General features: G+C 43.5%; 16 protein-coding genes, 1 tRNA gene and 2 pseudogenes. 9 read left to right on the forward strand and 10 right to left on the reverse strand.

Annotation, left to right across the window (positions count from 1 at the left end; translation table 11 throughout):
- Window positions 1-172: 172 nt before the first annotated feature.
- Window positions 173-1,339, forward strand: a complete 1,167-nt coding sequence (locus tag NSTC731_RS31940; RefSeq protein WP_445628454.1) for a DUF1822 family protein — start codon at window positions 173-175, stop codon at window positions 1,337-1,339.
- A 309-nt stretch (window positions 1,340-1,648) separates the two neighbouring features.
- Entirely contained in the window at window positions 1,649-5,722 is a 4,074-nt protein-coding gene (locus NSTC731_RS31945; RefSeq protein ID WP_445628455.1) for a beta strand repeat-containing protein, read from the forward strand.
- Between the two features lie 135 nt (window positions 5,723-5,857).
- On the opposite strand, the pseudogene NSTC731_RS31950 reads toward NSTC731_RS31945, so the two are convergent.
- Window positions 5,858-6,264 (reverse strand): annotated as a pseudogene (locus tag NSTC731_RS31950) (CHASE2 domain-containing protein); the annotation flags it as partial.
- Window positions 6,210-6,377, reverse strand: coding sequence for a hypothetical protein (locus NSTC731_RS31955; RefSeq protein WP_445628456.1), 168 nt, complete (start codon window positions 6,375-6,377; stop codon window positions 6,210-6,212). The pseudogene NSTC731_RS31950 and the gene NSTC731_RS31955, both read right to left, overlap by 55 nt.
- A gap of 89 nt (window positions 6,378-6,466) precedes the next feature.
- On the opposite strand from NSTC731_RS31955, the gene NSTC731_RS31960 reads away from it, so the two are divergent.
- The 6 genes from NSTC731_RS31960 to NSTC731_RS31985 all read left to right on the forward strand — a co-directional run bounded on the left by NSTC731_RS31960 (window position 6,467) and on the right by NSTC731_RS31985 (window position 10,913).
- On the forward strand, window positions 6,467-7,405 hold the full coding sequence (locus NSTC731_RS31960) for an NAD-dependent epimerase/dehydratase family protein (RefSeq protein ID WP_445628457.1): 939 nt from the start codon (window positions 6,467-6,469) through the stop codon (window positions 7,403-7,405).
- A gap of 155 nt (window positions 7,406-7,560) precedes the next feature.
- The gene (locus NSTC731_RS31965) at window positions 7,561-7,968 is read left to right on the forward strand and encodes a hypothetical protein (RefSeq protein WP_445628458.1); all 408 of its coding nucleotides are present in this window, start codon (window positions 7,561-7,563) and stop codon (window positions 7,966-7,968) included.
- 137 nt (window positions 7,969-8,105) lie between these two features.
- Window positions 8,106-8,351, forward strand: coding sequence for a hypothetical protein (locus tag NSTC731_RS31970; protein ID WP_445628459.1), 246 nt, complete (start codon window positions 8,106-8,108; stop codon window positions 8,349-8,351).
- Between the two features lie 45 nt (window positions 8,352-8,396).
- Entirely contained in the window at window positions 8,397-9,122 is a 726-nt protein-coding gene (locus NSTC731_RS31975; protein WP_445628460.1) for a hypothetical protein, read from the forward strand.
- Between the two features lie 303 nt (window positions 9,123-9,425).
- Window positions 9,426-10,169 carry an SDR family oxidoreductase gene (locus tag NSTC731_RS31980; protein WP_445628461.1) on the forward strand — a complete coding sequence of 248 codons (744 nt, stop codon included), beginning with the start codon at window positions 9,426-9,428 and terminating at the stop codon, window positions 10,167-10,169.
- 189 nt (window positions 10,170-10,358) lie between these two features.
- A complete protein-coding gene (locus NSTC731_RS31985; protein ID WP_445628462.1) occupies window positions 10,359-10,913 on the forward strand; it encodes a hypothetical protein in 555 nt (184 codons plus the stop codon).
- Between the two features lie 291 nt (window positions 10,914-11,204).
- On the opposite strand, the pseudogene NSTC731_RS31990 reads toward NSTC731_RS31985, so the two are convergent.
- The 7 genes and pseudogenes from NSTC731_RS31990 to NSTC731_RS32020 all read right to left on the reverse strand — a co-directional run.
- Window positions 11,205-11,300: pseudogene (locus NSTC731_RS31990) on the reverse strand (uroporphyrinogen-III C-methyltransferase); the annotation flags it as partial.
- Between the two features lie 27 nt (window positions 11,301-11,327).
- A complete protein-coding gene (locus NSTC731_RS31995) occupies window positions 11,328-11,720 on the reverse strand; it encodes an ACP S-malonyltransferase (protein ID WP_445628463.1) in 393 nt (130 codons plus the stop codon).
- Window positions 11,717-12,091: a DUF433 domain-containing protein gene (locus tag NSTC731_RS32000; protein WP_445628464.1), complete on the reverse strand. Its 375-nt coding sequence runs from the start codon at window positions 12,089-12,091 to the stop codon at window positions 11,717-11,719. Before NSTC731_RS32000 ends, NSTC731_RS31995 begins: the two co-directional genes overlap by 4 nt.
- Before the next feature lie 91 nt (window positions 12,092-12,182).
- A complete protein-coding gene (locus NSTC731_RS32005) occupies window positions 12,183-12,725 on the reverse strand; it encodes a DUF1036 domain-containing protein (protein WP_445628465.1) in 543 nt (180 codons plus the stop codon).
- 233 nt (window positions 12,726-12,958) lie between these two features.
- Window positions 12,959-13,738 carry a uroporphyrinogen-III C-methyltransferase gene (cobA, locus tag NSTC731_RS32010; RefSeq protein ID WP_445628466.1) on the reverse strand — a complete coding sequence of 260 codons (780 nt, stop codon included), beginning with the start codon at window positions 13,736-13,738 and terminating at the stop codon, window positions 12,959-12,961.
- Window positions 13,735-14,481, reverse strand: coding sequence for a sirohydrochlorin chelatase (locus tag NSTC731_RS32015; protein ID WP_445628467.1), 747 nt, complete (start codon window positions 14,479-14,481; stop codon window positions 13,735-13,737). Before NSTC731_RS32015 ends, cobA begins: the two co-directional genes overlap by 4 nt.
- Window positions 14,482-14,623: 142 nt before the next feature.
- Window positions 14,624-15,007 (reverse strand): DUF4359 domain-containing protein, encoded by a 384-nt coding sequence (locus NSTC731_RS32020; RefSeq protein ID WP_445628468.1) that lies wholly within the window; start codon window positions 15,005-15,007, stop codon window positions 14,624-14,626.
- 124 nt (window positions 15,008-15,131) lie between these two features.
- Here NSTC731_RS32020 and NSTC731_RS32025 point away from each other — a divergent pair.
- Window positions 15,132-15,204 (forward strand) — tRNA-His (locus NSTC731_RS32025).
- A 197-nt stretch (window positions 15,205-15,401) separates the two neighbouring features.
- Here the strand turns inward: NSTC731_RS32025 and NSTC731_RS32030 are convergent.
- On the reverse strand, window positions 15,402-18,104 hold the full coding sequence (locus NSTC731_RS32030) for a two-partner secretion domain-containing protein (protein ID WP_445628469.1): 2,703 nt from the start codon (window positions 18,102-18,104) through the stop codon (window positions 15,402-15,404).
- Between the last annotated feature and the right edge of the window lie 69 nt (window positions 18,105-18,173).

An 18,173-nucleotide genomic window follows, 5' to 3' on the forward strand; every position in this document is an offset into this window, starting at 1 on the left:
CTCGTTCATCCACCTCAAAACCTCGTTAATCTAGCTACTTACAACATTTCATTAATTCGTAGTGAATTCTCTACGTCCCTTTGCGAACCTATGCGTTTAAATTTCAACCCTCAATTCGCAACGATTTTACGCAAAGCTGAACTTAGAACCTCAACCCCAATCCCCAACTCCTATGACTACTGTATTTACTTTCGCTAACCCAACAGATATGGTTTTGGAAATCCCTACAACTACCCAAAACCAAACAGATTTACACAGCCAAGCTTTTTCTAATCCTAATTCTCGCTATCAAGCTTATATTAATCAACTTTGCCTGGGTGCTATTTTGCTATGGTTGCAAGAAGATTGGACACCACAGACAAAGGTTTGGCCAACTACCACAGCTTTACCCAGTTTCTGGGAACTGGTTAATGGAATTGCACTCACGCTTGAGACAACAAGATTAGTCTTAGTTCCTAGTGAAGCAATTGATTTGAGTGAATTGCGAGTACCTCAAGAATGGGTGGATATTCCTAGTTGGGTAGGTGATTATTATTTAGCTGTGCAAGTTGAACCAGACGAAGGCTATGTTAAGGTTTGGGGTTATTGTAGCCATGAACAACTGAAAACTCAAGGCAGTTATGATGCCAGCGATCGCACTTATTCTCTGGATGCTACTGATATAATCAACGACATCAGCGTTTTAGCTACAGCGCGTCAATTGTGCCCAGAAGAACCCACCCGTAGGCCTATTGAAAAGATTCCGAGCTTATCGCCACAACAGGCCCAAAATTTAATTGCCCGTCTGGGAAACCCGGAAATACTTACACCCCGCCAAGAAATCCCTTTTCAACTGTGGGGTGGATTAATTCAACATGGCGGCTGGCGACAAAATTTATATCAACGACGCTTAGGATTACCAGAACAGTGGTCAGTTATCCAATGGTTGCAAAGCGGTGTTTCCCAAGTTGCTGAGGCTGTTGGTTGGGGAAGCTTTGATTTACAACTAAGTGCTGCTGGGGCGCGGGGTGGGGAAGGCACACAACTAAGTACTATTCTCTCTCGTCGGTTGGCGATCGCAGGTCAAATTTACGAACTTTTAATTATACCACAAGGCGAGCCAGATGCAACTATTTGGCGTTTTGAATTACGTAATGCTGCGATCGGTGCAGCTATTCCCGGTGGTTTTAAACTCCGATTACTTACCGAAGATTTACAGCCTTTTCCCAATAATGAAGATGTAGCTGCAACGGCTGTAGAACAACTCTACGTAGAAGTTGCCTTAGAAGCAGGAGAAAGCATAGTCTGGGAAATAGAACCTTTTCCGGACAATTATAATTGGGAAATACTCAAGTTTTAAAGTTCCTTGGTTCAAAACAGGAGTGACGACACCCGCTCCCAAAGTTAACCCAAACCTGCCACTGGTTCAAATATGCGTTCCAGTAAGGCTCACTGTCAGCAATCCCAACAGCCTCGCCAACTTAGGAGACTAGCTGTTGGTAGAACATTTTTGAGGCAGAAACAAGCTTGAAACCTATGCAAAGCAAAGAAAATACACATCCGCATATAGCATTTCGGCTCTTTTTTGGCTACTTTTTGTTTAAGTCCCACTAACAGCTCCTTTCAAAACTGAAATTACTAAAAAAATCGATTGAGGTAGGTAAAAGTTATGGCAAATATCATTGGAACCAACGGTAACGATACCCTATACGGCAATGGCTATGACAACACCTTGACTGGTGGAGGTGGTAACGATATTTACAACTATGATAGTAATTATACTATCACCGATTTTGGTGGAGTAGGTAAAGGTGTAAACCCCTCAGCAGCAGTCATTGCCGAAGTAGACACTCTAAATTTCGCTGGGAGCGACGGCTTTACTGCTCGAAATTTAATACTGACCCAGAATGGCAGCAATCTAGAAATTACCTTTGACGCGGCGGACTATAGCCCCAAACTCATCCTGCAAAACTTTGCTTTAGAAAACCTGGATAACCTAAGCTTATCTACAGGAGCCACTGTAGACTTGGGCAATATCATATTTGATGGGCAAACTACCATTACTGACAGCTTTGATGTCTTCAATGCCAACTCCACTCAAAGTACTATCTTCAATAAGAATACAATCACCTTCCTTAACGACCTGAACAATAATGTTAGCGGCTTTGACAACTCAGATGATGTCATCAATGGTCAGGGGGGTGATGACAAAATCGACGGCAAAAGTGGCAATGATTTTCTGCGGGGTGGCGCAGGTAATAATACTTTGATTGGTGGTGTGGGCAATGATATCTTAGATGTTAAATATTCAACAGGCAATAACATCCTCAACGGTGGCACTGATGATGATTACTTGAATGCAGGGGCAACATCCGGTAATAACCTGCTATTTGGTGGCGATGGCAATGATAATCTCTCCACCTCTTACGTTTCTCAAAACCCTTATAATTATACAGCCTCATCAGGTAATAACACCCTCAACGGTGGCGCTGGTGACGATTACTTGGATGCTGAATCTCCAAAAGGCAATAACCTGCTATTTGGTGGCGATGGCAATGATACTCTCTCCACCTCTGGTGTTTTTACTTATAGAGCTGCTCCTAATTTTATCTCATCAGGCAATAACACCCTCAATGGTGGCGCTGGTAACGATTACTTGATGGCTGAGGCTTCATCCGGCAATAACCTGCTATCTGGTGGCGATGGCAATGACGATCTTGATATCTCTGGTATTCCCACTTTCTACGGTTTTATAGACTTGTCTTCAGGCAATAATACTCTCAACGGTGGTGCTGGTGACGATACTTTGAGGGCTGAGGATTCAACAGGAAATAACTTCCTCTTTGGGGACGATGGCAATGATTCTTTCTATCTAAATTTAGAGAATCAAACGGTAGATGGGGGTCAGGGTGACGATTTGTTGTCCGTTGATTACAGTTATTACAGCGCTGCTACAGCAGGGATTACAACGACATTCAATCCTACTACTAACACTGGCTCAATTAGGTCGGGTACGAATCAGGTTAATTATAAGAATATCGAACGATTAAATATCTCAGGTACAGAATACAATGACAACATTGTAGGGAACAGTGGCAACGATACCCTCTCCACGGGCAATAGTGGCAATGATACCATAGATGGGGGTGAGGGTGACGATGTACTGTCCGTCAATTACAATAATGTTACAGAGGGAATTACAACGACATTCAATCCTACTACTAACATTGGTTTAATTAAAGCAAATACGAATCAGGTTAGTTACAAGAATATCGAACGATTAAATATCTCAGGTACAGAATACAATGACAACATTGTGGGGAACAGTGGCAACGATACTCTCTCTACGGGCAATGGTGGTAATGATACCATAGATGGGGGTGAGGGTGACGATGTACTGTCCGTCAATTACAACGGTAGTGCGGCGATCGCAACAACTTACAACGTCACTACTAACACTGGCTTAATTAGGTCGGGTACGAATCAGGTTAATTACAAGAATATCGAACGATTAAATATCTTAGGTACAGACTACAATGACCGAATTGTGGGCAACAGTGGCAACGATACCCTCTCCGGGGGCAGTGGTAATGATACTTTAACTGGTGGCGCTGGTAATGATGAATTTGTTTACAACGCTGAATTGGTTTACAACAAAAATACTGATACTATTACCGATTTCGCTGGTGTGGGTAAAGGCTCAAATCCCTCAGCAAAGGTAATTGCCTCCTTAGACACCTTGCAATTTACAAGTTCTGGATTCACTCCTCAAAATCTGCAATTAACTCAAAATGGCAACAACTTAGAAATCACTTTTGAAAATATCACTTATAGCAAAGTCATTCTGCAAAACTTCAAATTAGAAAACTTGGATAATTTGCCAGCAACTTCTTCACGACCTGCTATTGGCAATATCCTCTTTTATGGACAAACTACTGTCACTGACAGTTTTGATGTGTTTGATGCAAATTCCACTCAAGCTAACCTGTTCAATAAGAACACTGTTACTTTTTTGAATGACCTCGATAACAATATTACGGCTTTTGACAACTCTAATGATGTCATCAATGGTCAAGGAGGTAATGACATCATCGACGGATTGAGTGGTAATGACATCATTAGAGGTGGTACAGGCGATGATACTCTGATTGGCGGTGCAGGCAATGATACTCTGATTGGTGGTGCAGGCAATAATATCCTTGACGCAGATGCAGGTGACGATATATTGAATGTTAACAGTTCAATAGGTAATAACATCTTAGAAGGAGGTGTCGGCGACGATCGCTTGAGTGCTAACGCTTCAACAGGCGATAATCTGCTCTCTGGGGGTGATGGCAATGATTCTCTTGACATCTCTGGCAGCTACATGAAGAGATCTAGTAGCGACTCCTCCGATTCTCGCTCCACAGGTAATAACACACTACTTGGAGGTGCAGGTAACGATACCTTGAATGGTAGCGGTTCAACAGGCAATAATCTGCTCTCTGGGGGTGATGGCAATGATTCTCTTGACATCTCTGGCGGCTACTATTACTCCTCCGGTTTTGACTACTCCTCCGATTCTCGCTCCACAGGTAATAACACACTACTTGGAGGTGCAGGTAACGATACCTTGAATGGTAGCGGTTCAACAGGCAATAATCTGCTCTCTGGGGGCGATGGCAATGATTCTCTTAACATCTCTGGCAGCGACCCTACTCTTTCGATAGTTAATAACACCCTTAACGGTGATGCTGGTGACGATACCTTGGATGCTACCAATACAAAAGGTAATAACCTGCTTTCTGGGGGTGATGGCAATGATTCTCTTAACATCTCTGGCAACTACAACAAATATAGGGACTCCTCCGACTCTCGCTCCACAGGTAATAACACACTACTTGGAGGTACAGGTAACGATACCTTGGATGGTAGCGGTTCAACAGGCGATAATCTGCTTTCTGGAGGCGATGGCAATGATTCTCTTAACATCTCTGGCGACTACAGTTACTCCTCCATCTTTAACGCCTCCTCTGACTATCGCTCCACAGGTAATAACACACTACTTGGAGGTGTAGGTGACGATACTTTGGGTGCTACCAATGCAAAAGGTAATAACCTGCTTTCTGGGGGTGATGGCAATGATTCCTTCAATTTAGGCATCACATCCTCAGATGATATCCCCTCTGATTTAGCGACTCAAACAGTAAATGGGGGTAATGGTAACGATTTGTTATCCATGTATTGCTCTGATGCTACAAAAGGGATTACTTCGACTTTTAATGCTAGTACTAACACTGGATCGGTTAGGGCAGATACGTATCTAGTTAATTACAACAATGTCGAAAGACTAAATATCTTCGGTACAGATTACAATGACTTGATTGTGGGAAGCAATGGCAATGATACTCTGACAGGTGGAAAGGGTAATGACAGCTTAATTGGAGGGAATGGTACTGATACCTTTGTTTTCTATAATTATAATGAAGGTGTTGACGATCTTTATGACTTCAACGCCACTAATGACTTGATTCAAATATCAGCTTTTTCTTTTGCTGGCGGGTTATCAAAAGGTTCACTTTCAGCTAATCAGTTTACCCTGGGAACATCTGCAACGACAAGCAATCAACGATTTATCTATGACTTTATTACAGGTGGACTGTACTTTGACCAAGATGGTAGTGCGGCTGGGTTTAGTCAGATAAAATTTGCACAACTATCTGCTGGACTGTCACTAACCGAAAAGAATTTTGTGGTTGTTTAATCGAAATTAGCGCTCTCTTGCCATCAACCGCTACGGTTTGCGAGGTGCTATTTTTAGCATCTCGTATTCCATTGCTGAATGCAAGTCAGAATGAATAATATTTATGTCCCCACTGTTTTTGTTTTCCTCACTAACTTTGCATATAGCAAAAAAGCGATCGCTCTTTTGCATGAATTTAGACAACTTCTTATACTCTGGTTCTACGTGATTCTCCCGATAGATATCTAAGCCAATAACTTGCGGTTGGAACTGCTCTAATTTTTCTACAATTTGAGCTAGGGCGCGGTCTGATAATGAAGCTCCACCTCTTTGGTTAGCAGGTTGCGATCGCACATCAGCCTCAGTAACGGTAACTATTGGCAAGATTCTCCATTCGCCAAAGCTTCTAGAAAGTGCTTCAAAAATTCTTGAGCAACCCGATCTGGTACTACTTCCCGCATCACAATCATTTGGGGAATGTGCAGCGATGCTAATTGTCGTACTAATCCTAGTCCATCACAGCTGTTAAAAATCGCCAGTTGTAAACCTCTGGCGATCGCTCTAGGGCAGGTAGCGTGTTATCGGGAATCACTTGAGCTGCGATCGGTTGAATACAACCCAGTATCCACAAAGTACTGCCTACCATTACCCACAGATTTAGATACCACTGGCTCATCTTGCTGCCTTGCCTCTAGCTATGCTTGAACAACAAATCCTATAGTGTCTAAAGGACGCAAAAGTATGCCATTCAACAGGAGGTCATAAATGAAAATTTTTGTTGCTGGGGCAACGGGAGCGATCGGTCGTCCGCTAATCGCCCAATTGTTGGGGCAAGGACATGATGTAGTTGCGTTGACCCGTTCTTCAGAAAGAGCCAAGGCTTTAGTAGAACAAAGTGTAGAACCTGCGATCGCAGATGTATTCGATGCCGATGCCGTCAAAGCTGCGATCGTTCGCGCTCAACCGGAAGTAGTTATCGAACAACTTACCGCTCTACCCAAAACTTACACTGGCGAGTCAATGAGTGCAGCAGCACCACTCAACCAGCGTCTTCGTCAAGAAGGGGGTGCTAATGTACTGGCAGCAGCACAAGCAGCTGGCGTGCGTCGTTACTTGAGACAGTCGATCGCATTCTGGGGAGTTCCCGGTAGCGGATTGGCAGATGAAGAGACACCGCTATCTTTGGATGCTTCGCCGGCAGTTGCAGCAGATGCTCGCACGGTGACTGAAATCGAACGTCGCTTACTCGAAACACCCAATCTAGAAGGGATTGCCTTACGCTATGGCTTCTTCTACGGGCCTGGCACTTGGTTTGCTGCCGATGGCGACGTTGCTCAACAAGTACGGCAGCAACAATTCCCGATCGTCGGCAATGGCGAAGGTGTATGGTCGTGGTTACACGTTGAAGATGCAGCGATCGCTACAGTTGCAGCAGCAGAGCGAGGCAATCCTGGTATTTACCTGATTACCAACGATCGCCCTTTAGAGGTGCGCGAGTGGCTCCCTGCCTTTGCTCGTTGGCTCAATGCTCCATCGCCTCCGCAGATATCGGTTGCAGATGCTCTACAAATCGGTGGTGCAGATGCCGTCTACTACGGTACTCAGATGCGAGGCGCATCGAATGCCAAGGCAAAACGCGAATTAAATTTTCAGCCGCGACCTTTGGAATGGATGGTTGACGCACCCGTGGTCAGTGCAAGCTAACTCACAGCAAAACAAGTTAATCTAATAGACTTATCGATAATTTTCCGTCGCCGTAAATCCAGTTAACTTAATCAGCATTGCATATTTACGGTCTGCGATCGCACTGCCATCAATGAATGATGTCTGTTGAAGTTTTCTACTCAGGAGGAATAAAGATGAAGGTTGCTCAATATGGAACAGCGTTGGCGATCGTCCATGCGATCGCCAACGGAATGCATGGTTTAGCACATATCGAAATCCCTGTTGGCTTATCTTTGCTTCAGAGTTCGTTCGTGGTTATTGTAATTTTTCTGACTCCCATCATTGCAGCCGTTTTACTTTGGACACAGTTCTATCGCCTTGGTAGCTGGCTATTGCTCTTTTCAATAGCAGGATCGCTCCTCTTTGGAATTTACAATCATTTGATCGTAATTAGCCCCGATCATCTTTCTCAAGTTTCTTGGCAAGGTTGGGGTCTGCTTTTCCAAATCACAGCCATCCTCATATTAATAGTAGATGGATTGGGATGTTGGATTGGTATACGGGCATTGAAAACAATCCAGCAACCAGAGGAGGCCTTATGAGTTACTAACTATCATCATTCCCATAAATCGCAACACTTTGCATTTTTTTCTTTCTTTTGCCTTTTAACTTTTACTTTGTTTGGTAACCCTCATTTTCTCAGTCTTGAAACACTCACAATCAATAAGGAGAAAGAACCATGAGCCAATCTAATCTATCCACTGCTACCCAAGAAACGGCTACTGATACCATCTTGGACACTGCTGCCCAAGAAGCAGCTACCAATACCATCGTGGACATCGATCTCAAAGTTCAAGCCGAGAAAGGCCCAGACCTGCGAAAGGATCATCCTAAAGGTCACGGCTTGGTTTGGGGAGAGTTCAAAGTTGAGAACAATATTCCTGAATCGTTGAAGGTGGGTGTCTTCGCCCAACCCAAGACTTAATAATTACTAATTCGTAATTAAAGAGACAAGCTCCTGACTTTTGTTTTGCAGACAAATAAATTATCAGCACCTTTGCGACCTAGAAGAACTAGAGGAACAAACTATGAAAACGATCGCTGGATCGTTAGCATTGCTGGCTATCTGGGCGATCGCGCACCCACTGACGAAAAAGGCTTCCTGGAATTCGCTAAGGCCATGCCTGCTCGCGAATTCTACGAAGTCATCAAAGATGCTGAACCCCTCTCAGAAATAGTGTCTTACAAGGTTCCGACTAGCCAGCGTCGCCATTATGAAAGAATGGCGCGTTTTCCCGGAAATTACTTGGTTTTTGGTGATGCCATTTGCAGCTTTAACCCAGTCTACGGTCAAGGCATGACGGTTTCTGCTCTTGAGTCCCTGGCTTTGCAAAATTGCCTTGCTAAAGGTAGTCAAAATCTGCGGGCGCGTTTTTTCAAGGAGGCAAGTAAGGTAGTAGACACCGCTTGGAGTATTGCTGTAGGTGGCGACCTGCGTATTCCCCAAGTGGAAGGGACGCGCAGCTTCAAGGTACGCTTTCTCAACTGGTATATAAGTAAGTTGCACGTTGCTGCTCGACGAGATCCAATAGTGGCGATCGCATTTTTGAAGGTGACAAACTTGACAACTTCCCCCAAAAGCCTCATACATCCTATAATTTCTCTGAGGGTACTGTTGGGTAACATTTTACAGCTTGACATTCCTAAAGTGCTCAACTACGAAAAAAACAACAATGTACAAATATATTCCGATTAATTGTGACTTTCACGACGAGTAGATTAGGTTGTTACAAAGAACAGGATGTGGGGTGTAGGGGGTAGGGTGTGGGGAAGGGAGAAAAACTGAAGTTGCTGGGTTTAAGCGAGCGTAAAAAAAAGAATTCCTTTGATTGGCGTAGCCCGGAAAAGCAATGAGTCCTTGCTTCAATCCCAAGTTTTTTAAGCGTGGGTTCCTTACACCCCACACCCCGCACCCCACACCCTTTTGAAGGCAGAATTTGCAGCTTTTACCCATTAGACGCTAGGCATTTTATCCAATTTATAATCGACGGTATCGAATATGAACTACACACTCAAAAATAAACGCGCACTCGTCACCGGAGGCAGTCGCGGTATCGGGGCCGCCATAGTTAAGCGTTTAGCAACTGAAGGTGCTGATGTCGCTTTCACCTATACCAGTTCGCCCGATCGCGCTAAGGAAATCGCCGAGGCAGTCCAGGCGCTCGGCGTTCAGGCCTTGGCCATCCAAGCCGACAGCGCTGAAGCCAGTGAGGTGGTGGCTGCTGTTGAACAGACAGCGGACAAATTTGGCAGCATTGATATCCTCGTCAATAATGCAGGTGTAGCGATGATGTCCCCGATCGATGATTTCACACTTGCGGACTTTGATCGCACCTTTGCCATTAATGTGCGTGCCGTATTTGTGGCGGCTCAAGCCGTAGTCAAGTATATGCAAGAAGGCGGACGCATAATTAACATTGGCAGCACCAACGCCGAACGTGTGCCATTTGCTGGCGCCTCTGTTTATGCCATGAGCAAATCTGCTCTACAAGGTCTTGTGCAAGGGTTGGCGCGTGACCTCGGCCCGCGCGGAATTACAATCAATAACGTCCAGCCCGGGCCGATCGCTACCGATATGAATCCCCCAGAGGGCGAGTTTGCCGAGATGCTCAAAAAGCAGCTAGCACTGCCCCGCTACGGCACTGTTGAGGAGGTTGCAGGGATGGTCGCTTATCTGGCTGGGTCTGAGGCAGCTTACATCACTGGTGCAAACCTAATGATTGATGGAGGATTCAGCGCCTAACTGCCACAGGTGTAGACAACTACAAACATAAATCCTCAGCAATCAGCGAAACTACACTAACTGCAAGTATGCTGAAACCTTTAGCCAGAGATATTTTTAGTTAAAACCGCATATTTAGCTAAAATTGTCAATGATTGTATCGATTGCATTTCCAGTATGTGGAATCCCAAGGAAGTATCTTTGTCAATAATGAACTTTTCTTTATATCTCTGGTTAAAACAGCACCGTATGCTTGTTGGAGCAATGCTATTTGCGATCGCGATCGCAGGCTGTAATAACTCTGTGAAATCACAACCACCTGCTGGGAATACTCCATCGGTTGCAAATCTGATTGCGTCTAGTCCAACCCCAGCACCAGCCTCTCCTACACAAAGCTCTGAGCAGCGAGCAGTTCAAGTCATTCGTGACTATTACAGTGCGATCGCCCGTCAAGACTATAAACAAGCTTACTCAGCTTGGGATGGAAATGGAGCTGCTAGCAAGCAATCGTTTGAGCAGTTCAAGCAGGGTTTTGCCAACACCACATCCGTTGCTGTAGAGATTGGAAAACCTGGTAGACCAGACCCAGGTGCAGGCTCAATCTACATTGAGATTCCGGTTACTATTACTACTGTTACCACCAATGGAACTCCACAGCGATTTCGCGGCAGCTATGTGCTGCGACGAGTCAATAATGTTCCTGGCTCAACTCCAGAGCAGCGTAAATGGCATTTCTACTCGGCAAAAATTAATCAAGTCAAGTAGCCAGCGGCAAAACGCTGGTTTCCCAAGATTCAAGGCTAAAACCAGCGTTGCTTCAACGCCAAGAAAATCATAGAGGTTGATTTAAAATGATTACCTTATATACTGCCCTTTCTCTATGGGGGCTACTGAGTATTAGTCCAGCCTGTATAGAGTTTATTGCTGAAATTAATCTATTACAGACAAGTCTGATATCACAATCTTGTCACTGCGATAGTAAATGGTGATCGCAGCCTGCTGAATGTATTGCGTAGGCGCAGCCAGCCGTAGGCATCACTTCGCTACCAACTACAATTAAACTGGACGACAAACAGATAAAATACTGTGCATATTTACTACTTGTCCAATAACTGCGACCGCAGGCGCACCAAATCCAGTTTCCTCTACTTGAACTGTATTGAAATTGACCAATAGCCTTTAAGGAATGAAAAGCCGACTCACGCCCAAGTAGTTTTCAATGTACAGCATAATATCAGCAAGACGGGCACTACATTGCTCTCGATACTCTCGTTCGATGAGTCGCTCAAGACTTCCAATTGTGATCACAGGCAACGATGTAGGTGTACCCTCTTCACGAATTGTCTGCTCCAGTGAATCCTTGCCTTTTGCATTTCGATTTGCGGTTAACAGAAGCATTTGGTTAGCTTGCGCGAACTGCCAGATGACTCGATCGTTGCTATCAACAGCTAATCCAGCCTCTTCTAACATTACAAAGCGAATCGACAAAAGATCGAGCCAACCCTCAGCAGCTAAGGTTCCTTGTAGAAGAACGACGTAGCCCTTCAGGTTATAGTCAACCAATACAATCATGCAGTGAGTCCAAGCTTTGCTTTCCAGGCTTGGAGTTTAGTAGAAATTTCTTCTTGTCCTGGTTTTGGTGGCATCTTTGCAATTTCTGCTAGCCGATCGCGATTTTTTTCTTCCCAATATTCTCGCATCTCTTTGGCTTCCTGTAGAACAGTTTGATACTCTGCTTCCACTTCAGTACGATTAGTGTCAATGTAGAAGAGTGCAGCGTCAAGTTGTTCTTCCGTCAAAGGCAGCCAGTTCGGGATTAGTTTGGATGCCCATCCTGCTTTGAGATGATCCATAACATCGTAAATCGTGATGCGTGTTCCAGCGATCGTCAGCCCTCGTTCAGTGCGGATAATCCTTGCTTTTTCATTTGATGTGGAAGTCATACCCAAATCCTCCAAACAAAAGACTTACGAGTACTAACCGTAGTATTATATCTTAACAGTAATTTGACGCTGAATAATGACCATTTTACGACTATTTGCAGTCTACAGAAAAATCGTTGTTCTTGCCCTTTGTATCACGTTCTTCTCTAAAACCTAGACTCTGACCATTAACAGACATGTAGGTATTACTCTGCCAAGTTAAACGATTACCATTATCGATTGTTTCGGCATAGAAATAGAAGATGCGATTATTAGACAGAATAGGATTACCTTTGCTAAACAGGTTATCTTTTTCGCCAGGAGCAAATTGCCACCAACCACGAGTCTCCCACTTATTATTTAAATTTCTGTATCCCAGAGCTACTTGAACCGGACGCGAGCAGTTATTACTGAAACGAAACTGATAGCTTTGCTGACTTGGGCGTTGTTGAGATGCTGATTGATCTCCATAACAAGATGGATCTTTGGGAGGCATAAATATACTCTGAGTTTGACCCGTGACAAGATCGATATCAATACCTGAAAAAGAAAATTTTCCACCACTTCGATATGGGATTGCGATCGCAGTTTTAATAGTGGCAAAAAGGAAAGGTAGAACTACAAGAATCGGTAGAAATATTACGGCTGGTTTCATATCCCTCTTGCCTTTAAATACCTATGCTTATCGGACTAACGATAATATACAGGAATTTTCAGGATAAAATTTGGTGATATCTAGAATTTTTGGAATAATATTCCGAGTTTCCATCTATCATTTACCCTGTGATGAAGCTGTTATATTTCAAAAAATACGACAGTTCGCAAACCTGCATCTACAGAATGTGCTATGAATCTTAGTCTGATGTTGGACAACTTTCAAACCAACCATCAAATTGGACGACAACCAGATAAAATACTGTGCATCTTTACTACTTGTCCAATAACTGCGATCGCAGGCGCACCAAATCCCGTTTCCTCTACCTGTGTGACTATTGTTTCCAATGTCCCAATTAATTCTTCTTGTTCTGGGCGCGTACCCCAGCGTACCAAAGCAATCGGCGTTTCTAAATTCAACCCAGCTGTGATTAATTCTTCTACAATATAAGGCAGATTGTGAATTCCCATATAAATTACAATGGTTTCGGAACCGTGAGCGATCGCACTCCAATTTACTTGCGGTCTATACTTACCCGCCGCTTCATGACCAGTTACAAATGTGACTGATGAACTATACAGCCGATGTGTCAAAGGAATACCTGAGTATGCTGCTGCTGCAATCCCCGATGTGATACCCGGCACAACTTCCGTTGATATTCCAGCTTGAACTAATTCTTCCATCTCTTCGCCACCGCGACCAAAAATAAACGGATCGCCACCCTTTAGCCGCACTACAATTGCATTATCCTGCGCTTTATCAATCAGCAATTGAGTTGTTTCTGACTGGAACAGCGAATGTTTTCCCCTCCGTTTACCAGCATTAATTTGCTCGGCTTGGGGATTAATCATTGCTAAAATTGCCGGACTCACTAAGGCATCATAGATGACTACATCTGCACATTCCAATAAACCTTTCGCCTTCAGGGTAATTAGTCCTGGATCTCCTGGCCCTGCACCTACTAAATAAACCTTTCCTAAATACTTGTTATCCTGTTTTTCTGTGCGGTTCATCTCTGTGTTAAATCCCAAATTAGCTCGGCTAATTCTGCACTTGCTCCCAATGGTTTGGCCAGTTGGAAATTCACCGCAGAAAATTGTAATTTTAGTTCCTCTATTGAGGTGGCGATCGCATCGGTTATTCCACCAGGGAATAAAAAGTATGGCACAATTGCAATTTCCTGATAACCAGCATCTACCAACTCTTTCACTCGTGATTCTAAACTAGGAGGCCCAGCCCAATAAGCAGTCACGGCTTTCAAACTCGCCGCCATTGCTTCCACAGTTTCTTGCGAACCTGGGCGACGACTACCATGAGCTAAGAGAATCCATGCTTCTGCTTTTATAGCAGCTATTTGTTTTGCCAGCAATTTCTCTAAATTGGGGTGAGAGCCTAAATATGGTTCCAACTCAATGATGATATCTTGACCAGCAGCCTGTTGTGCGAGTGCTACTTCGGCAGGAATATCTGCCATCACATGCACTCCCGGCAGTAGAAATAGCGGTATAATTTTGAGGCGATTTTCATTTTGAGACTGTGGGCAATCGCCAAAAGCGCTTTTAGCAAATTGTTGAATCTGCTCGTGTAAAGGCTGAGGACTCATTTCTAAAGCAGCGATGCCAACCAAATGTTCGCTATTTGCTGAGTTGTGGTTTTTTGACAATTTGTGACATATCAGCCTAGCTAGTTGCTGCATAGCAATTTCTGGGCGCGGGTCGCGGCTTCCGTGAGATAGTAGTAGATAGGCAGATGACATCGGTAAATTGAATTCTTAGTTACTATTCTTATTTAAGATTAAGCTGGGGATAATTAAGTACTCTGGTAATTATTGAAACTATTATTAATTACTAAATAGAAGTATTCTTAATCACTTTTATATTCTCCCCGTACTCTTTACCTTATTGTTCTTCGGCAGTGTAAGTATAAAATTGATCGAAAGCTCCTACCGTTTCAAATTTGTACGAAGGTATCCAAGAGTTTATTTTGAAATCTGTACGGTAAATGCTAAAAATCACGAAATCTTGCCTTTCTGTGGTCTTGGCAATAATTTTTTGGATTTGTGGATTAGCCGAGTCAACTAACTTATCACAATTAAAACGGATTAAATTTTCAAGAATATTCGTAGTTTTTTTACATACATCGGTTTTTAAGTATTTTGTCAACCGTTGAACTGCATATTCTTCATATTCAACCTGACTGGGATTGGTTTTCGCCATTGTCACACCCAAGGCGGCGAGTCCTACTGCTGCTCCAGTATACGCGATGATGGTCAATGGTTTCATATTTTCCAAGTAAAATTCATTGTAATTGTTAGATTCCAGAGACTCTAAATCAACTAAGTCCGTTCCTTGAAGAAAAACTCTTGATCGCTTGCCAAATTGTTGCTATAATTCAAATTGTTGAATGGCGAGCGTAGCCAAGTGGTTAAGGCAGTGGTTTGTGGTACCACCATTCGTGGGTTCGAGTCCCATCGTTCGCCCTACATAATTTAATATTAATATCTAGACTCCTGTGCAAGGTGGGTTAGATGGTGTAAATCCTCGTAATCATAACTTTAACAAGGATAAGCATATGCGATCTGTAGCTTTATAGACTTACAGACTGGCGATCGCACTCCTAAAGTCATGACCAAGTTCATCCTTAATAGTATGGGTATTCTAAAACGGACATTAGCATCTAAGAAGGAACACGGCAAGATACAGGATTCTGCCATAAACCATGAGGTGTGCTGGGTGCATTCGCTGTGAGTTCCAACTCACCTTTGGCATTTATCACCCACCCTGTAGCTTCTACAATCGGTTTTGGCGTATCAGTAGTAGGTTTGATGGTAACAGGTGGACTCTTGCGGTTTCTGGTGCTGGGATTGAGCGTTACCCAATCTACCATAACTGTATCAGGAGAAAGAAAGTTATAGGGATTGCGGGGTAAACCGCCACGTCCACCGATCACAAATCGGTTTTGGGCGTAACCTGCACTATAGCAGCCTTGTGTTAACTTAGTGTTAACTGGTATTGTTGGCAACTCTAGCAAGCCACTGTTAGGGTCGATATCGAGCGTGTTTAATGTGACCTGTCCAGTTGCAACAATGTCACTTTCTAAAGTTAATTGTTGCCGAAATTGAGTGCCAAAAATTCCTTCTGCCTTGACTTGAATATTACTACCGGGGCTGCGTCCGAAGCCAGTTGCAACAATATCACTATTCTCTGAAGGGACAGCAACTAAAAATTTAGTGCCAATATTTATATTGCCGTCAACTCCATTACTACCAGCAACACCACTAGTGGCAGAGACTAAACCCTGATGACGTAACATCAGTAAATTTTTTATCTGTAGTCCAATATTTCCACCCTTGCCTGTTCTCGATTCTGCAAATACACCCGTGGGTGAGCCATTGCTATTAGCTCCATTTACTAAAAATTTATCGCTGGCTTCAATTGTTACAGTACCTGCATTTCCTGCTCCAAAACTGCTGGCAACTAATTGAGCGCCACCCTTGAGTGTTAGTTCATTTGTGGTAATTCTAATGGTTCCGGCATTTCCCACGGCTTTTTCTTCTACTGCACTAAAGACACCACTTGATAAACCACTATTATCAGTACCAGTGAATACTGCATTTTGGGTATCAAGATTAATACTACCTGCGTCTCCTATGCCAAAAGTGCTAGCGGTCAGTCGAGCGCCATTAGTGATAGAAAATAATCCAGATGTGATATTTATGTTTCCACTATTACCTGTAGCATTTGGATTGATAGTTTGTTCGCCAGACTCGATTGTGACTTTGGGACGCCCTAAGTCATCTAAATTGACTTTAATGATTGGCGCGGTTGTAGAACCTAGTGTGTTGAATACACCACTTTTGGCACCATCAAGCGCAATTACATTTGCATCTAAAATTATATTGCCTGCGTTGCCCACTCCTAATGCGCTAGTAGCTACTTGCGCCCCATCTTGTAACGAAAATGAACGAGAAACGATTGTAATATTACCCCCATTGCCAAGTGACATAGTTTCCACCGTGCTGTAAATCGCACTAGGAAAACCATTTTTTTCACCAGCAATATCAACAGCACCATCAACATTAATATTGACATTTCCCGCATTCCCTTGTCCATTAGTTGAGGTAAAAAGTAGAGCGCCATCTTGTAACAAAAATGAACGAGAATTGATAGTAATATTACCCCCATCGCCAAGTGACATAGTTTCTACCCTGCTGTAAATCGCACTAGGAAAACCATTTTTTTCACCAGCAATATCAACAGCACCATCAACATTAATATTGACCTTTCCCGCATCCCCTCGTCCATAAGTCGAGGCAACAAGTTGAGCGCCATCTTGTAACGAAAATGAACGAGAAACGATAGTAATGTTACCCCCATTGCCAAGTAACCCTAAGCGCACAAGATTACTAACTATGCTCTCACCAGCAACTTTGATTTCCCCAGTAGCATTAAGCGTAATATCTCCCCCAATTGTTTCAGGTGTCCCCAAACCTGCGCCAATACCACCGCTTAAAATACTTCCTTCCAATATCTCTAGATTCTCTGCATTAACTACAATATCACCGCCACCAGTCCCTTCTACATATATTGCAGCTTGATTGTTAAGGGATACCGAGGTTCGTACAACATTCTCAGGAAATCTTAAGCTGAGATGATCGCCATCTACACTCAGCGCTACAGTACCAGCTTGGGCCAATCCTCCTAACTCAACTCGCCCACTATAAGCATTTAATTGTCCCCCATCCATACTGAGATTACCACCCACCAGCAGTAAACTTTTACCATCTGGTACTCGTAAACCAAATGCATCAAAGCCTGCTGGATCTGTTCCGGTGGGTGCTATTGAGTTATTTTGAATCGCTGCGTTTTGATTAATTTGATTAAACAGCAATGCTGAAGGATTAATAGTCAACAATGGTGAAGGGATATTTTGATCGGTAGCGCTAAAAAATCCGATATTTCCAAATTGCAGTGCATTAGCTGTTGTCCCAACAAAAGAACCACCAATATCCAACCGCGCATTCTGACCAAAAATAATCCCTGACGGATTAATCAGAAACAGGTTAGCTGTACCGTTAGCGCGAATTAATCCATCAATGTTAGAGACTGACCCACCCGTTACTCTACTGATGATATTCTGAATATCTACAGCATTATTGAACAAAACAGCGCCGTTAGTAGGCACAGAGAACTCCCTAAAGCTGTGAAACAAGTTGCCACCTGCTTGCGTTCCCCCTGTGATATTGAGGGTGCTGCCGTCTGATGTAACAATGGAATTATTAGGCAGAGTGCCATCGGTGATTATTTGGGCAGAAGGATAATTTGCACCCAAAGCGATCGCACCCCCCATCGCAATACCCAAACACCAATTAGTAGTCATCCCAAACATTACACCTCTAAACTTTGTAACAGATGAACTCTTTTTTGAGTTAACCACAATTAGTGTTCG

Source organism: Nostoc sp. DSM 114167 (genome assembly GCF_052692655.1).

What these genes read in the sequence shown, in the direction of transcription:
- NSTC731_RS31940 (WP_445628454.1), top strand. Translation starts at nt 173, where the DNA reads ATGACTACTGTATTTACTTTCGCTAACCCAACAGATATGGTTTTGGAA.
- NSTC731_RS31945 (WP_445628455.1), top strand. Translation starts at nt 1,649, where the DNA reads ATGGCAAATATCATTGGAACCAACGGTAACGATACCCTATACGGCAAT.
- NSTC731_RS31955 (WP_445628456.1), bottom strand. Translation starts at nt 6,377, where the DNA reads ATGAGCCAGTGGTATCTAAATCTGTGGGTAATGGTAGGCAGTACTTTG.
- NSTC731_RS31960 (WP_445628457.1), top strand. Translation starts at nt 6,467, where the DNA reads ATGAAAATTTTTGTTGCTGGGGCAACGGGAGCGATCGGTCGTCCGCTA.
- NSTC731_RS31965 (WP_445628458.1), top strand. Translation starts at nt 7,561, where the DNA reads ATGAAGGTTGCTCAATATGGAACAGCGTTGGCGATCGTCCATGCGATC.
- NSTC731_RS31970 (WP_445628459.1), top strand. Translation starts at nt 8,106, where the DNA reads ATGAGCCAATCTAATCTATCCACTGCTACCCAAGAAACGGCTACTGAT.
- NSTC731_RS31980 (WP_445628461.1), top strand. Translation starts at nt 9,426, where the DNA reads ATGAACTACACACTCAAAAATAAACGCGCACTCGTCACCGGAGGCAGT.
- NSTC731_RS31985 (WP_445628462.1), top strand. Translation starts at nt 10,359, where the DNA reads ATGAACTTTTCTTTATATCTCTGGTTAAAACAGCACCGTATGCTTGTT.
- NSTC731_RS31995 (WP_445628463.1), bottom strand. Translation starts at nt 11,720, where the DNA reads ATGATTGTATTGGTTGACTATAACCTGAAGGGCTACGTCGTTCTTCTA.
- NSTC731_RS32000 (WP_445628464.1), bottom strand. Translation starts at nt 12,091, where the DNA reads ATGACTTCCACATCAAATGAAAAAGCAAGGATTATCCGCACTGAACGA.
- NSTC731_RS32005 (WP_445628465.1), bottom strand. Translation starts at nt 12,725, where the DNA reads ATGAAACCAGCCGTAATATTTCTACCGATTCTTGTAGTTCTACCTTTC.
- cobA (WP_445628466.1), bottom strand. Translation starts at nt 13,738, where the DNA reads ATGAACCGCACAGAAAAACAGGATAACAAGTATTTAGGAAAGGTTTAT.
- NSTC731_RS32015 (WP_445628467.1), bottom strand. Translation starts at nt 14,481, where the DNA reads ATGTCATCTGCCTATCTACTACTATCTCACGGAAGCCGCGACCCGCGC.
- NSTC731_RS32020 (WP_445628468.1), bottom strand. Translation starts at nt 15,007, where the DNA reads ATGAAACCATTGACCATCATCGCGTATACTGGAGCAGCAGTAGGACTC.
- NSTC731_RS32030 (WP_445628469.1), bottom strand. Translation starts at nt 18,104, where the DNA reads ATGACTACTAATTGGTGTTTGGGTATTGCGATGGGGGGTGCGATCGCT.